The following is a 14651-nucleotide window of genomic DNA, read 5'->3' on the forward strand; positions in this document are numbered from 1 at the left end:
ACATATAAAAAAACCTCTCACCAAATTTGTGATGATGAGAGGTTCTCTTTTAATGCCTATCTATTCCAGCTATAGTCTCAAGCCCATGAATTAAAAAGCTTTTTATTATTTCAAAATTTTCCCTACAAGCCTTAGGACTTCCTGGGAAATTTATTATCAGACTTTTATTTCTTATACCCGCCTCAGCCCTAGAAAGATAGGCCATAGGTGTTATTTTTGCTGATTGATTCCTTATTGCTTCGCTTATACCTGGGCATCTCTTATCAAAGACGTCTAGGCTTGCTTCTGGTGTTATATCCCTTTGGGCAAAACCAGTTCCCCCGCTTGTTAAAATCAAAGAAATTTCTTCATCTGAATATTTGATAAGTTTTTCCTTAATCTTATCAAAGTCATCTGATATTATCTCGTATTTTTTTACTTCAAAGTCAAAATCTTTTAATAGATCAACTAAGACTTTCCCGCTCTTATCTTCATAGATTCCAGCGCTTGCCCTGTCAGAAATAGTGATTACTCCTGCTGTAAAAATCACAAGAGTCCTCCCTCAGCCATTTCCAGGAAATCTTCTTTTTTAAGGTCAAGTCCTGCAAATATCCTAGGAAGGAAGAAGTCAAAGCTTGTTATCTTTGAATGGATACTTGCTCCTGGTACTCCCATTAGATAAGTTTTATCATCCTTTGCAACCATCAGCATATTGCCTGGTTGCATAGGGATTCCTTGAACAATGACCTCTGCTCCTGTTTTTCTTATTGCTCTAGGTGTTATATCATCAGGATCTACGCTCATTCCACCTGTAAATATTACAAGATCTGCACCAGCATCTTTAAATTTCTTATAAGTTTCAACAAGTCTCTCTTCATCGTCAGGTAGAAATTCAAAGCCCAAGATTTGGGTTTCAAAGTGGCTTAGTTTTTCTTCCAAAACAGGCCTAAAGGCATCTTTTATCCTACCATAATAAACTTCATCACCTGTTATGATGCATCCTACTTTTAGTTTTTTAAATTCTTTTACCTCGAAAACTGGACCAGCATTTAAGATTTCCTTAGCCTTCTCTACTTGCCATTTATCTGTCCAAAGTGGGACAATCCTTGCCCCTACAAGCTTATCGTGAGGCTCTACCCTTATGTAGGATTTTTTGCATGTGATTGTATAATCTCCAATTTCATTTATAGCTCTTAAAAGCTTCCTGTTGATTATAAAAAGTCCTTCCTCCTTGCTTGAAAGGTTGATTTTACCCTCGCTAACTTCTGATATTTCAATATTAGAGCCAGCAAGAAGTGGGCCAATCGCACTGATTGCATCTTCTTCGTGGACTTGATTTTCTTCTAATTCTCCTACATATATGTGATCTTTGCCAATATTTTTAAGTTCTTCTATGTCAGCCTCTTTTACGATATGACCCCTCTTAAATTTCACACCCTTAAAACCGTCTTCCATAATTGCTGTGAGGTCATGGAGAAGAGGCAAGCCAATAGCATCTTCAACTCTTATCTTCTTAATCATTTTTTATCCTTATTTTATCTTCTGGAAAAATTTCTCCTTCTTTTTTGACTATAGTAAAAATCCCCTCAGTTGGCATAATGCACTCGCCTGTAAGATTTCTAATCTCGCAACCCTTGTGGCATTCTTTGCCAATTTGAGTAACTTCAAGCTCACATTCACCTATCTCAAGAATTGTCCCAATAGGCAAGGTATGAAGGGTAATTCCCTCTGTCATTATATTTTCAGCAAAATCTCCAGGTTTTAAACTAGGAATTTTCTCTTTCATTTTATTTAAAGACTCAATTGCTAAGAGCGATACCTGCCTATGCCAATTTCCAGCGTGGGCATCACCGATAATTCCGTGGTTTTTCTTAAGGGTAATACTCGGAACTGGAGTCTTAATCGTCCCCTTTTTTTCGCTGATATTAACCGATATAACTTTCATTTTTGTAGTCTCCACTCTTGCCACCTGTCTTTCTAAGCAGCTTGATTTCACCAATTTCTATATCTTTTTGAACGGCCTTACACATATCATAAATTGTTAGAGCAGTCACGCTTACTGCTGTGAGAGCTTCCATCTCTACCCCAGTCTTTGCATTTAACATAGCTCTTGCAAATATTTCTATGACTTTTCTCTCATCATCCATCTTAAATTCAATATCGACTGATGTAAGATTGATAGGATGACACATGGGAATTAAATTTGAAGTATTCTTAGCCGCCATAATTCCAGCAACCTTAGCAACTGTTAGCACATCTCCCTTTTGAATTTCTTGATTTTTGACCATGGTATAGGTTTTGTCATTTAAAAAAACCTTGCCTGTAGCAAGGGCAAGTCTATCGGTGGATTTCTTATTAGAAACATCGACCATCCTTGCCCTACCATTTTCATCTAAGTGTGTGAATTTATCCATCTATCCTCCTATCGAGCTCATTGTTCGAGCACTTTCTGAGCCACTTTCATCTAGCTTGTGACTTTGGGGTTTATTATAAATTGTAGCTTTGATTAGCCTTTCCTTATCAGGTCTAGACAAGCCCTTTATTGAAATCTCATCCTTTGAATGCAGGCAGGCCTTAAGTTTGCCATCTGATGTAAGCCTAATCCTGTTGCAATCACCACAAAATTTATGGCTAAGAGGTGAAATTAGACCAACCTTTCCCTTATAGCCTTTAATTTTATAAGTCCTCGTAACCCCATCAAAGCCAAGGTCTTTCTTTTCATAATCTTTAAGCAAATTTGAATTTTCCTTGTAATTATTTTTATCAAAAGCAAGATCAGCACCAATTGGCATCAGTTCAATAAACCTTACTTCGATTGGCTTATCTTTGGTTAATTCTATAAAATCTGAGATCTCATCATCATTGAAAGCTTTTATAAGAACAACATTTATCTTAACCTTAAAACCTAAATCTATTGCCTTATTAATCGATCTAATTACCTCGTCAAATCCATCAGATTTAGTAATTTGCTTAAATTTTTCCCTATCTAAGGTATCCAGACTAAAATTAAGCCTTGAAATCCCTAATTCTTTGAGCCTTTCAAGCTTGTCATAGACCATTGATCCGTTTGTAGTTATGGCAAAATCCTCAATACCATCAATTTTTGCTAGCATTTCTACAAGGTCCATTAGACCACGTCTTGCAAAGGGCTCACCACCAGTTAACCTTATTTTCTTTATCCCTAGACCTACCATTATCTCCACAGTTTGGCAAATTTCTTCAAAAGATAGGATATCTTCATGCTTTAGAAGGTCTATTCCTTTATCACCCATGCAATATTTGCACCTAAAATTACACCTGTCAGTGACAGATATTCTTAAGTATGAAATTTCCCTTCCAAATTTATCTTTCATTTTATCCCTCTTTCAAGCAAATAAGAGCTTCCTCACTTATTGTTAAAAAAATCGGTCCGTCTTTAAGTTTATTATAGGCTTCTTTACTAATCTCAATCTTCAAATCTTCATAAATTTTATTGTCTTTATTGTAGACAATTATAAAAGAATTGATATTTTCGATTAAGCGATAAGTCTCAATTTTAATAGAGTCATCGGTTAATGGACCATTGCTTAATCTAAATACCTTATCTTTTATGCCAATAATGTCTCCATCAAATTTACGGCTCGTCCTTATAGATATACCCCAAGCCTTAAGGAAAATCTCATTATCTTTAATAACAAAAGTCGAAAAGTTCTTAATTCCAATAAGCTTAGACTCAGTAATATTTGTAGGATTTTCAAAAAACTCAGATTTATCCTTAATACAATTAGTCTTGCCAGAGCTAATACTTACGATACTTTCACATATCCTGTATACCTCTTCCTTGTTATGACTAACCAGAATAGTTTTAAGCTTGTAAGTATCTATAAAATTCATGACTTCTTCTTCAATTTCTGACCTCAAATATTCATCCAAGGCAGAAAATGGTTCATCAAGGAGAAGGATTTCAGGATTATTAACTAGAATCCTACAAAGGGCTGTTCTCTGTCTTTCTCCACCAGAAATTTGATATGGATACTTATCCTTAATATGAAAAATCTTCATTTCATTTAATTTATCTTCAATATCAACTATATTTTTATCCCTAAGACCGGCTATAACATTTTCCTTAACTGTAAAATTAGGAAATAGAGCGTAGTCTTGAAAAAGAAAACCAACACGTCTTTCTTGAGCTTTGAGATTAATTTTCTTTTCGGAATCAAAAAGAGTCCTGCCATTAAGGATAATCTTGCCTGAATCAGGCTTAATAAGACCTGCTATAGCCTTTAAGGTCAGACTTTTCCCAGAACCAGAAGGTCCCAAAAGTCCAAGCCTTGAATCTTCCATGATAAAGTCGGTATCCAGAAAAAAATTTTTGAAAGTTTTTTTAATCTTACATTCTAACATCAGGAAGACTTCCTTTTCTCAAATAAATTTATAGAAATCAAAACAACAAAGGATATTAAAACATTGATCATAACCCACCTATAGGCCATTTGGTCTTGGCCAATCCTCCACAACTGGTAAACTGTGGTAGAAATTGTAGCAGTCTTATTGGGAATGAAACCAGAAACCATGCTAGTAGCTCCATATTCACCTAGAGCTCTAGCAAAAGATAAAATTATTCCAGCAATAATCTCCTCCTTGCAATTAGGAAGTATTATCCTCCAAAATATCCAGGTATTTGATTTGCCAAGGGTTTGGGCAGCAAAGCTTAAGTTTTCATCAAAGGCTTCAAAAGCCCCCCTGCTTGTCCTATACATAAGAGGAAATCCGACAAGGATTCCAGCTACAACTGCAGCCTGCCAATTCATAATCAGTTTGATATCAAAATTTCCTAAAAATTTACCAAAAAAATTATTTGGTCCCAATATTTTTAAAAGAAAAAAACCAAGAACTGTAGGAGGAAGGACTAAAGGCATAGTCAAAATCACATCGAGTATGCCCTTAAGTGTTCGTGGTAGCTCTTTAATCTTATAAGCTAAAAATATTCCAAGGAAAAATATAAAAATTGTTGAAATTGTGGCAATTCTTATAGAATTATATAAAGGAAATAAATCCATTATTCAGCCTGTTTAAATCCATATTTTTCAAAGATTTCCCTAGCCTTATCGCTATTAAGAAAAGATATAAACTTATCAGCATCTTCCCTATTTTTGCTATCCTTAAGAACAGCCGCAGGATATATTACCTTCTTATCTAAAAGGCTAGGATCAGCCTTAGCTACAATCTTAAGACCAGCAGTCTTTGCATCAGTAGAGTAGATAATTCCACAATCAACAGCACCTTCGCTAATCCAAGATGTCACTTCCTTAACATTTGAACCAAAAGTAACCTTGCTTTGGATTGTATCCCAAATGCCCATATTCTTAAGAAGAGATTCAGAATATTGTCCAACAGGAACATCAGCATTGCCTAGGGCAATTGTATCAACAAGGTCAGTATTTAAATCCTCAAAAGACTTGATATCTTTACTAGAATCTTCCTTTACTGCAAGAGTCACTTCATTTTCTAGAAGGTTAAAACGTGAATCAGGATCAATCTCAAGATCAGAATCCTTCTTATCACTAGTTGGATCTAACTCATCCATTTGCTTACTAGCTGCTGAAATAAAGACATCGCAGGCTGCTCCCTCAGCAATTTGGCTTTTAAGAGTACCTGAAGAATCAAAGTTAAAAACAAGATTCACCCCAGGATTATCCTTTTCAAACTCAGCCTTAATCTCAGTCAAAGACTCAGTCATAGAAGCCGCAGCAAAAACAGTCAAACTCTTCTTATCTTCCTTATTCACTTGGTCCAACTCAGTTTTCGCATCCACTTTAACATCCTTAGCATCATTACCCTTAGCTCCACAGCCCACAAAAACAAGGCCGCAGAGCAAAGAGATAGCCACAATCCTAAAATTTCTTTTCATAGTACCTCCCTAATTTCTAAAATTGACTACTTTCTGGATTATTATATCATATTTTAAAAACAAAAAATATAGGAAAATGTATTTACTAAATTGAAAAACTATCGAAAATTCAAAGCTTAATAAATTCAAAAATAATTAACTAGTTAAGGGCTGATTTCACTAGAAATAGCTAATTGTTCATTAGAACCTATGTCAAAACTAGGATCACTCCCGCGTGTGCGGGTATTACGCCTTATCACTACCCCCAGTTTCAAGGTCATCTGGATCACCCCCGCGTGTGCGGGTATTACAATCCTAAAAAGTCTTAAAGAACTTGAGTCTTAGGATCACCCCCGCGTGTGCGGGTATTACGATATCCAATGATTTATTTTGAAAAAGATGGTAGGATCACCCCCGCGTGTGCGGGTATTACACTAAGTTATCCTCTATTTTTCAATCTTTTATTTTATATTTTCCAAAAATTCATTCACTTTGCTAGATAATATTGCAGTTATTCTTGCATCATCTAGGGCTCTGTGTTTTTGCGTATGCTCTATACCGTATTTATTTAAGGCGGTCTGAAGTTTATAGTTTTTCATAAATAAATTTTCTTTTTTTACATACTCCATTAGATCATAGCATTGATTTCTTATCATTTGTAATCCATTTTGTTTAAGGCGTGTATTTAAAAATTTAATATCGAATGCAAAATTATAACCTACTAGTTTATAATTACATATAAAGTCCATAAGTTCTTCAAGGACTTCTTTTTCATCCTTTCCATCAGCCAAATCTTCTTCACTTATTCCTGTTAAATTGACAATTTCTTTGTTTAATTTTATATCTTGCTTTATAAAATATGGTGATGTTGCAGAATAGGTAAATCTATTCTGCGCATTGCTTTTTTTATTATATATCTGTATCAAGCCATTAATTTTTATAGAAGTTTTTAAGTTGAGAATGAATTTTTCCACATTTTTATTAAAAATAGGCTCACTTAATAGAGCTTATGAAATTAATATTTTTTTCTTAAGCAGCTTTGTATTTTATGATGTTTAAATCTTTATTTTCTATTTTTGATGACAGTTTATTTAAGTTTAGTGCTATTGATAAGAGGCATATTTCACTTATTATATTTTCTTTTCCTCTATGGTGGAATCTGTTGTAGTTTAAGCCTGACTTTATTTTGGAAAATGCTCCTTCGGCTTGGATTGATCTATTTAATCTTTCTTCTATTCCTTGGTCAGATATTATGTTTTCTAATGATTCTTTCCTATATTTTTGGAAGGTTTCTGCTATGTAGATTCCTTTAGTTTTTTGACCATCTTTGTTCCAATCAAAACACCTATAGACCTTTGTAGTTGTTATATATCCGCTTTTTCTTTTATTGTATCTGTCCTCGCATCTTATGAATTCTTTGCCTTCTTGTGATATATATTTGTCTTGACTTTCATCATAGATTAGACTTCCCTTAAATTCTTGCTCTTTTTTATATTTTCGTGTTTTTGATTGCTCATAGTTTGATGGTTTTATGTACGATGTTAGCTTATTTTCTTCTAGATATACATAGTTTTCTTCACTTTCATATCCTGCATCTGCTACTATTTTGTCTAGTTTGTTTGGATAGTTTTCTTGTAGTTTTTTTAAGAATGGTTTTAGGGTGTACATATCGTTTGTATGGTGGGATATATTTTCACCTATGATGAAACCTGATGCGCTTGCAAGCTGAATGTTGTAGGCTGGCTTTAGTTGACCATTTCTCATGTGGTCTTCTTTCATTCTCATGAAGGTTGCGTCATGGTCTGTTTTTGAGTAGGAGTTTCTGTAATCTCCCATTATTTCTAGGTGTTCTTGATAAGTTTCTAACTTATTTTTCCAATCTTTTAGTTGTTCATAGTCTCGTTGGAGTTGATGTTTTCTTTTTCCTTGACCATGTACGAAGTTTATTTTCTTTTCTTTACATTTTTTACTTACTTGATTAAATACTATCTTTACTACTTCTAATACTAACGATGAGCTTAGGTCTTTATTTAAATTTAAGTGTTTTATTATTCTAATTCTTAGTTTTTCTTGCCATTTTTCTATGCTTCCTCTCCAGACAAAGCTGTATCTGTTAGCATAGGCTTCTATTTTCGTTCCATCTATGTAAATGCTTGATAGGTCTATTTGCTTTTCTTTTATTAATATTTGGACTATTTGCTTTAATAGGTTGGGTGCTAGTTTTACTATTTTTTGTCTGAACCTATTTATGGTAGAGTGATCTGGCGGATTTTGTCCGTCTAGTAAATATTTTATTCTTAGATCATATTTGCATGATTTTTCTATTTCCCTTGATGAGAATATTCCTTCTGAATAGCAGAATATTACTATCTCTAGCATGGTTACTGGATTTACAGTAGGTTTCCTTCCAAATGATGAGTAGACTTTTTTTAGTTCTGTTAGGTCTATCCTTTCAATTATATTTTTTACTATCCTTAGTTTTATATCATCTTGGATGTATATTTCTGTGTTAAAGTTTAATTTTAATTGAATTGTATCACCAACTAGTGTAAGATTAGTTAATGATGATGTATTTGTAACGGTTTTCATAAATACATTGTATCAGAAAAAGACGAGGATTTCACTTTCCTCGTCTTTTTCTATGTTAGGACTTTTGCAACAGCCCCCTTTTGAATTAGTCTTTACTGCACCTATCTCTATAATTTTATCTGTTTTGTAATCTAGGCCGCTAGTTTCTATATCTACAACTACATAAATGTTCGTTGACTTTCTACTAGCATATTTCTTTGCCTTCCTAGTTTTCGCTTGTTTGCTGAAACCAAATTTTACTTTATCTTTATCTTCTTTTCTATTCTCAATTAAGACTAGAGGTATACCGTCAAAATCAACAGGTTTCCTGCTTGTATTTATGCATTTAAATTCATATCCTATTTCATTTCGATATGCATAAGTTAAGGTCGCAGATCCATCATCAATATTTTCTATTATTCTTTGCCGCAAATTTTCTCTAACCTTGCTATTGAAATTCCCTACATATACACCTGTATCTATTTCTTGCATCCATTTTGTTAGATCACCTCTTAGGGAATTCTTCACTTTTGATAAAGTTATTACAGTCAGTGGCATTAGTCTCTTTCCTCATAACTTATTCCATAGGCTACATGGCCTTCCTTTTCATCCCACAAATAGATATTATCAAATTCGAATGCTTCTTCTTTATCTATTTCCATTAGATATTGTAAGTCTTTATTTATTTTGCTGACTAATTTGGTTTCTCTAATAATATCTCTCATGGCTAATCTACATTCGCGCGATATATCTTCACTTGACTCGTATTCACTTGTAATCTTAAATGCTAAAGGGATTGTTATATCAGCCTTATAAAGATCTGCTATATCATAAACAAAAGACTTATCATGACCAGTATGAACAAAGCCAAGGCCGCTTGACATTCCTAATGCTTGTATTACACTTTGGCATATTCCATATAAACATACATTACATGCAGAAAGTGCTTGATTTATTAAGTCAGAATCTTTAAAATCTTCTACTTTGTAATTTCTTCCTTTCCATTTTATTTCATATTCTTTAGAATATTTTCTATATACCCCTCTTATTCTAGATCCTTCTCTTCCACGTAATTGTTGCATAGTTAAATTTTCAACATCTTCATCTTCAAATCTCATTTGATACATTTTTCTTGCAACTTTTAGTCTAGTTCTACTATTAGATACTAATTTCGCCTGTTTTTCCAAAAATTTAGTAGAACTTGCTAATGGTCTGCCATTTGAGTAATTTCTTACCCCATTTTCTCCTACCCAAATTATAGATGTTCCAGTATCCCCTAATAATTCAACGGCTCTATGAGTTATTTCCACTCCTGGTCCTAAAAGAAGTACTCCTATCATAGCTGCTGGAATTTTAACCATTCCTCTTGAATCAGTAGAGGTGATTGCACTATCTATTCTATTTATTTTTGATTTTTCTATATAGATAAAGCTAACCCTATCAGATATTCTGGGCAATTCATTTATCTGTGTCTTAGAATTAAAATAGTTATCAGTCATAAGGAATCACTGTTAATAAGCCAAATCCATAAGCTTTTTTTCTTCCAATGCCATTTATCAATGCTTCTTTAAATTGATTAATATCTTTTATAGTCAAAATACCCTCATAAGTAGCTGAAGCTAATTGATAAACTTTATTGTCTTCCCTTTTAAAATCTAGACTCCCAATATCTGAAATCGAAAACTCATTATATTCTACTATAAATCCATTTTTCTCAGCTCTTTCTAAAAAAAATTTTCCAAGATTTTCATTTTTTACAGGTAGTATCCTACCTCTTCTTGTTTTTTGACCGTTTGCCTTTGAAAATACAGTATTCAATTTTATTCTAAATCTAGCTTTCATTCCATTTTCAAGTTTTCCTATAAAAGCATCATATAACTTGCTTTCTCCAGAATCTTTTATTCCGTATTTTTCCAATCTTTCAAGATCTGGCTTTGTTTGACTGAGTATTAATAGGTACTTTTTCCCACCAATATTATCTATTCTCCAGAGTTTTCTAGTTCTAATTTCTTTATCTATTTCATCTGGAAAACAAGATTCTACAAAACCATGGTAAGAATTTAAATCTCTTAGGTCTCTTATTTTTTTTCTATTGTATATATCTAATTCTACTCTTGATAAATACATATTTTCTCCTTAAAGTTTTGCAAATATATCATGGTCAGTCTGATTTTCAAAAAACATATCTACATACGTTCTTGTTTCATACCTTATTCCAAACTTTCTAGATTCTTGTGAAAATGTTATGACCCTGTCATTTCTTATGTTTTCTTTTCCGTCTTCTAAATCTGCATCCGAGTAAATATTTGCCCTATAAAATGGATTTGCTTTCTTGTAATTATTACTTGCTTGCCAAGGATATTTTTTTATCAAATCCATTATCTTTTCATCATATAAGCCTAGCATAAAATCAGCCTGAACTGGACATGATCTCCTTCCCATAAATAGCTGGTAGTATGGATTTTTAAGGGCTTTATAAATTTCTTCAATAAATTTGTCTTCACCACCCAATGCTACTACAAATACAGCATCCTCTAGGTAATATCTATTTGTTACATAATTTCTTTCAAGACTTCCATTCTTTTTATATTTTGCTGCTATATGATAGTCTCTTAACATTTTTCCTTCTTGATCAATTCTTACTGCAAAATCTATCTTATTTAATTGTTCTATATTTTTATCATTTCTTTTTATTCCCATACTAGCTGCTATAAGCCCAATTATTCCTGACTTTGAAGGGTAATAGTCAGTATATCTTGTCTCAAACTTAGAGTTAGTCCCCCGCGCTTGCATAGGGCCAGCTAGTTTTAATAATATAGTTTTCATCTCTAAGTCCTATTTAAGATTTTCCATTAGACTTGCTTTAAGATTTTCTATTAACGATTCTAGAGATTCTTCTTTTTTACCAAAATTACTGAATTCCTTGTCATCTATAATTAAATATGACGAATATAGAGGCTTGTCGAGTATTTTATTATATTTTTCATACTCATCGCTTAACTTTATGATTGATTTTTCTACATAACCATCATTTGATCTTATTGGTTTTTCAAAGGCTGTTATTAAATTTAGAGGTCTGTCTGACCTTAGTGATAATACTATGGAAGATGGCAAGGTCTGGTTTGCAAAAGTATTGATCTTTCCTGTTGGCATTGACTTAAAAAAGCCTTCAATAAACAAGCCCACTGCATATGCAAAGGCATCGTCATCACCTAATTGTCTTCTAAATTCATGAAGTCCTATATTTGCATACCTATATACTGTTGATGAATTATATTCAACTGTACCAAGCATTCCTGCGCCTGAATTATCATCTGGTGCTAAATCATCTACTGCTGTATAAAAATCAAATTCTCTTTCTATTGGATGAGTTGAAATTGCGTGAGCAAATTGACATGATGCATCCTCATTTAAAGTTGGGTCATCTGCAACCATCCTACCAAATAAACAAATGTCTATTGATGGATTATCATTTAAAATGTCTTGTAAGGTTTTTTTATCCTTGATGCCTTCTAAACTTGCTTTAGCGAAGTTTTCTGCTTGCTTGTCGCTGATGAAAAATAAAGCTTTTACTTTACCATCTTTTGTTGAAATCTTAGCTTTATTCAAGCTATCTTCTGCTAATTTCATTGCCTCTTCTTGACTCTTACTTGGGTCTAAATCTATTATTTTATCAGCTATGAATTTAACTAAATTTCTACTTCTTACTCCTTGATTTTCTAAATTGCCATTTTCATTAAAATATGCTCTAACAGCTTTTTTCCAGGATTGAGAGCTAACTCTAGATCTTGTTACTCCGCCATATTGAGCTGTTTTAGGGCTTCCTGTATCGTCCCTATTAATATTTGCTGGTGGTAGAGTTTGAATTACATGTATATCTAAAAACAGTCTATTTTTCATCATATTCTCCTTTATTATTTTCATTTTTACTACTTCTATAATAATCTCTTGCCCATTTTATTCTAATTGAATCCTTGCTATTATATTTGTTATATTCGTATAAATCCTTAGCAAGGGTCGGGAAATCAACTTTATCATCTGTTTTTGAACGCAAAATTTTTATTAGCTGTCTTAAGTGTTGTTTTAGCTCATTAAAATCACTTGCATTTATCAAAGCATTAAACCTAAGATCTGTAGAGTTACTTTCATCTTTTTCAGATGTTTTTATAGACTTAAGACTCATTCCAAAACTTTTGCTTTTACCTTCTTCAATAAAAATTACTTGGTCATCTTTTCCTTGTTGATATAAAGCATAAAGTTGTAAAACCGTCAATAGCGTATCTTCAAAGGAATTTAGCTTATGACTTACTCCAAGTTCCTCTTCTGGTACCATTGAAAATATAAAAGCCAACGACTCTATATTTTCACCAATAGGTCTATTAGAAGAGTTTCTTAAATTTGCTAATATTGCCTTGGTAGATGGATTTTCCCTCGTTTCATTTAAGTATATTATTATCTTTTTGCTCACTTTATATATACTATTTTTTTCCATCGTCTACCTCCTTTCCATATTTATATAATATTGCACAAAGCTTGTTAAATGCAGTGGCTATATTTGCCGGCTCTTTCTTTTCTTTACTATCCTTATCTTTGCTTACGATTTGTTTCATAGTGTAATCATATGCTCCAGCTTCTTCAAATACTTTTTTTGCTTCTTTATATATTAATTGGTTCAAATCATTCTTCCATTTCCCCTCGGTATCTATCATTGAATCTTCTTTATTAATTGCTTCTATCATATCTCTAAAAGGTTTATCTATTATAGCGTACATTTGCTCAACCTTGTTTTTTGCAAAATCACTCTTTTTTAGATTTCTGATTGCCTCAATATCTTTAAGGAACCCTCCGTATATTCCTCCAACTATTTTTTTAGTGTAATCAACCATTTTATTAATTCTAAATATCCATCCCTCTCCAAGGTCATCTACAAATACATCAAGATTCATATTCATCCTGTCATATATTTCATTTATCGGAACCCAAGAAGTTGCATTTCCATCATCTTCTAGGCTTAATACTACTAATGATATTATTTCAAGATCTACTATTTCAGAAATCTCATCAAACCAGTCAATAATTCCTGGTTTTCTTGATTTAGCATCTATATTTTCAGATTCATAATTTTCATATGACATTTTAATTTGCCCAAAGTATCTCCACATAGATTGATTTGCTGGATGTTTTTTTGGAGTGAATTGTCCTTTATTTTCTCCCGTATTGTTATATTTAAATAATGTCATTGGCTCTAGGAAATTATCGGCATGATTAACTTCTGGGAGTTTGATTAATTTCATAGAGAAAGGCTCTTCTTGTTTATGATTAGGATCTATAAAAAGCGCTCTAGAGTAAGCGGTATAAAGACCAGCTATATTATCAATATTTTTTTCAAAGTCAAGGTAAAAATTAATTAGTTCATCATCGGTCAATTCCCAAGCTGTTTTTTGGATATTATAAGTGTATTCGTCGGCTGTCTTGTTATATATCACAAAATTTAACATCAATGTCTCAAAAAGATCTGAACCCTTGAAAAATATTGCTCCCAAATCATATAGCCAACCTTTTGAATTGCGGCGCTTATATTTTTCTTTACCATAAACTGTCTTATCAGCTAAACCTGTATAAGACTGAAAAGTTATTAGCCATCTAGCAATTTCATCATTTGTCAAAATTTCTTTATTATTTTCATTTGCTGACTTTGGTGCAAATAATGCAACTTTATTATCCGACTCAGTTATAGTTCTATTAATATTTTTTCCTGATATCTGTCCAATAGTTTTACCCTTTATTTTGTCTAGACTCATATATTCATCTGTCACTTGATAAAACGGTCTTTTATCATCATAAAGATAAAAACTATCTTTCCAACATTCCAGATAATCTATTATTATTTGAGGAAATTTTCCCATCTTCCAAATATTTTCCCAAGTATCTAACAAATCATCCATATAACTTTCATAATTATCTTCATCTACTTTTTCTAGCTGCTGCATCTTATCACTTATTTTTAGATAATCATAAGGATCTCCATCTGCATCATATTTTGAAAATACTGTGTGCATAATAGCTAAAACCAGCCTCATTACAGCAAAATCTTGAATATGCATATCTCCACAAATATCAATATAATCTGCAGATTTCTCAAATATTTGTCGAAGACTTACTAACTTTCTAGATCCCTTCTTATCTAATAAAACCTCTATCCAAGGATCATCAATTAGATTAAACCTTCCCATAT

17 protein-coding genes are annotated in these 14651 nt (G+C 32.7%); all 17 read right to left on the bottom strand.

The window, feature by feature from the left end; genetic code table 11:
* Positions 1–49 precede the first annotated feature (49 nt).
* The gene (locus C8269_RS03370) at positions 50–529 is read right to left on the bottom strand and encodes a MogA/MoaB family molybdenum cofactor biosynthesis protein (RefSeq protein WP_106460441.1); all 480 of its coding nucleotides are present in this window, start codon (positions 527–529) and stop codon (positions 50–52) included.
* Positions 526–1500: a molybdopterin-binding protein gene (locus tag C8269_RS03375; RefSeq protein ID WP_106460442.1), complete on the bottom strand. Its 975-nt coding sequence runs from the start codon at positions 1498–1500 to the stop codon at positions 526–528. The genes C8269_RS03370 and C8269_RS03375 overlap by 4 nt, the downstream gene beginning before the upstream one ends.
* Entirely contained in the window at positions 1493–1924 is a 432-nt protein-coding gene (locus C8269_RS10790; protein ID WP_158698374.1) for an MOSC domain-containing protein, read from the bottom strand. Before C8269_RS10790 ends, C8269_RS03375 begins: the two co-directional genes overlap by 8 nt.
* On the bottom strand, positions 1905–2393 hold the full coding sequence (gene moaC / locus C8269_RS10795) for a cyclic pyranopterin monophosphate synthase MoaC (protein WP_158698375.1): 489 nt from the start codon (positions 2391–2393) through the stop codon (positions 1905–1907). Before moaC ends, C8269_RS10790 begins: the two co-directional genes overlap by 20 nt.
* The gene (gene moaA / locus C8269_RS03385; protein WP_106460443.1) at positions 2394–3332 is read right to left on the bottom strand and encodes a GTP 3',8-cyclase MoaA; all 939 of its coding nucleotides are present in this window, start codon (positions 3330–3332) and stop codon (positions 2394–2396) included.
* Between the two features lies 1 nt (position 3333).
* Positions 3334–4362 carry a sulfate/molybdate ABC transporter ATP-binding protein gene (locus tag C8269_RS03390; protein WP_106460444.1) on the bottom strand — a complete coding sequence of 343 codons (1029 nt, stop codon included), beginning with the start codon at positions 4360–4362 and terminating at the stop codon, positions 3334–3336.
* Positions 4362–5018, bottom strand: a complete 657-nt coding sequence (gene modB, locus C8269_RS03395; protein ID WP_106460445.1) for a molybdate ABC transporter permease subunit — start codon at positions 5016–5018, stop codon at positions 4362–4364. Before modB ends, C8269_RS03390 begins: the two co-directional genes overlap by 1 nt.
* Positions 5018–5869, bottom strand: a complete 852-nt coding sequence (modA, locus tag C8269_RS03400) for a molybdate ABC transporter substrate-binding protein (RefSeq protein WP_106460446.1) — start codon at positions 5867–5869, stop codon at positions 5018–5020. Before modA ends, modB begins: the two co-directional genes overlap by 1 nt.
* Positions 5870–6309: 440 nt before the next feature.
* Positions 6310–6822 carry a 3'-5' exonuclease gene (locus tag C8269_RS03405; RefSeq protein WP_158698376.1) on the bottom strand — a complete coding sequence of 171 codons (513 nt, stop codon included), beginning with the start codon at positions 6820–6822 and terminating at the stop codon, positions 6310–6312.
* Positions 6823–6877: 55 nt separating this feature from the next.
* Positions 6878–8437, bottom strand: a complete 1560-nt coding sequence (locus C8269_RS03410) for an IS1182 family transposase (protein ID WP_106460448.1) — start codon at positions 8435–8437, stop codon at positions 6878–6880.
* 12 nt (positions 8438–8449) lie between these two features.
* Entirely contained in the window at positions 8450–8974 is a 525-nt protein-coding gene (gene cas2e, locus C8269_RS03415; RefSeq protein ID WP_106460449.1) for a type I-E CRISPR-associated endoribonuclease Cas2e, read from the bottom strand.
* On the bottom strand, positions 8974–9915 hold the full coding sequence (cas1e, locus tag C8269_RS03420) for a type I-E CRISPR-associated endonuclease Cas1e (protein ID WP_106460450.1): 942 nt from the start codon (positions 9913–9915) through the stop codon (positions 8974–8976). The genes cas2e and cas1e overlap by 1 nt, the downstream gene beginning before the upstream one ends.
* Positions 9908–10543, bottom strand: coding sequence for a type I-E CRISPR-associated protein Cas6/Cse3/CasE (gene cas6e / locus C8269_RS03425; RefSeq protein ID WP_106460451.1), 636 nt, complete (start codon positions 10541–10543; stop codon positions 9908–9910). The genes cas1e and cas6e overlap by 8 nt, the downstream gene beginning before the upstream one ends.
* Positions 10544–10552: 9 nt before the next feature.
* Entirely contained in the window at positions 10553–11242 is a 690-nt protein-coding gene (gene cas5e, locus C8269_RS03430; protein WP_106460452.1) for a type I-E CRISPR-associated protein Cas5/CasD, read from the bottom strand.
* A gap of 9 nt (positions 11243–11251) precedes the next feature.
* Complete coding sequence (gene cas7e / locus C8269_RS03435; protein ID WP_106460453.1) at positions 11252–12316, bottom strand: type I-E CRISPR-associated protein Cas7/Cse4/CasC; 1065 nt, start codon at positions 12314–12316, stop codon at positions 11252–11254.
* Positions 12306–12908 carry a type I-E CRISPR-associated protein Cse2/CasB gene (casB, locus tag C8269_RS03440; RefSeq protein ID WP_106460454.1) on the bottom strand — a complete coding sequence of 201 codons (603 nt, stop codon included), beginning with the start codon at positions 12906–12908 and terminating at the stop codon, positions 12306–12308. Before casB ends, cas7e begins: the two co-directional genes overlap by 11 nt.
* Positions 12895–14649, bottom strand: coding sequence for a type I-E CRISPR-associated protein Cse1/CasA (locus C8269_RS03445; RefSeq protein ID WP_106460455.1), 1755 nt, complete (start codon positions 14647–14649; stop codon positions 12895–12897). Before C8269_RS03445 ends, casB begins: the two co-directional genes overlap by 14 nt.
* Positions 14650–14651 lie beyond the last annotated feature (2 nt).

The sequence above is a fragment of the Anaerococcus sp. Marseille-P3915 genome (genome assembly GCF_900258475.1).
Lineage (GTDB): Bacteria > Bacillota > Clostridia > Tissierellales > Peptoniphilaceae > Anaerococcus > Anaerococcus kampingae.

Bases quoted from the DNA above. Each gene is read 5' to 3' on its own strand.
- C8269_RS03375 (WP_106460442.1), bottom strand. From the start codon at position 1,500: ATGATTAAGAAGATAAGAGTTGAAGATGCTATTGGCTTGCCTCTTCTC.
- C8269_RS10790 (WP_158698374.1), bottom strand. From the start codon at position 1,924: ATGAAAGTTATATCGGTTAATATCAGCGAAAAAAAGGGGACGATTAAG.
- moaC (WP_158698375.1), bottom strand. From the start codon at position 2,393: ATGGATAAATTCACACACTTAGATGAAAATGGTAGGGCAAGGATGGTC.
- moaA (WP_106460443.1), bottom strand. From the start codon at position 3,332: ATGAAAGATAAATTTGGAAGGGAAATTTCATACTTAAGAATATCTGTC.
- C8269_RS03390 (WP_106460444.1), bottom strand. From the start codon at position 4,362: ATGTTAGAATGTAAGATTAAAAAAACTTTCAAAAATTTTTTTCTGGAT.
- modB (WP_106460445.1), bottom strand. From the start codon at position 5,018: ATGGATTTATTTCCTTTATATAATTCTATAAGAATTGCCACAATTTCA.
- modA (WP_106460446.1), bottom strand. From the start codon at position 5,869: ATGAAAAGAAATTTTAGGATTGTGGCTATCTCTTTGCTCTGCGGCCTT.
- C8269_RS03410 (WP_106460448.1), bottom strand. From the start codon at position 8,437: ATGAAAACCGTTACAAATACATCATCATTAACTAATCTTACACTAGTT.
- cas2e (WP_106460449.1), bottom strand. From the start codon at position 8,974: ATGCCACTGACTGTAATAACTTTATCAAAAGTGAAGAATTCCCTAAGA.
- cas1e (WP_106460450.1), bottom strand. From the start codon at position 9,915: ATGACTGATAACTATTTTAATTCTAAGACACAGATAAATGAATTGCCC.
- cas6e (WP_106460451.1), bottom strand. From the start codon at position 10,543: ATGTATTTATCAAGAGTAGAATTAGATATATACAATAGAAAAAAAATA.
- cas5e (WP_106460452.1), bottom strand. From the start codon at position 11,242: ATGAAAACTATATTATTAAAACTAGCTGGCCCTATGCAAGCGCGGGGG.
- cas7e (WP_106460453.1), bottom strand. From the start codon at position 12,316: ATGAAAAATAGACTGTTTTTAGATATACATGTAATTCAAACTCTACCA.
- casB (WP_106460454.1), bottom strand. From the start codon at position 12,908: ATGGAAAAAAATAGTATATATAAAGTGAGCAAAAAGATAATAATATAC.
- C8269_RS03445 (WP_106460455.1), bottom strand. From the start codon at position 14,649: ATGGGAAGGTTTAATCTAATTGATGATCCTTGGATAGAGGTTTTATTA.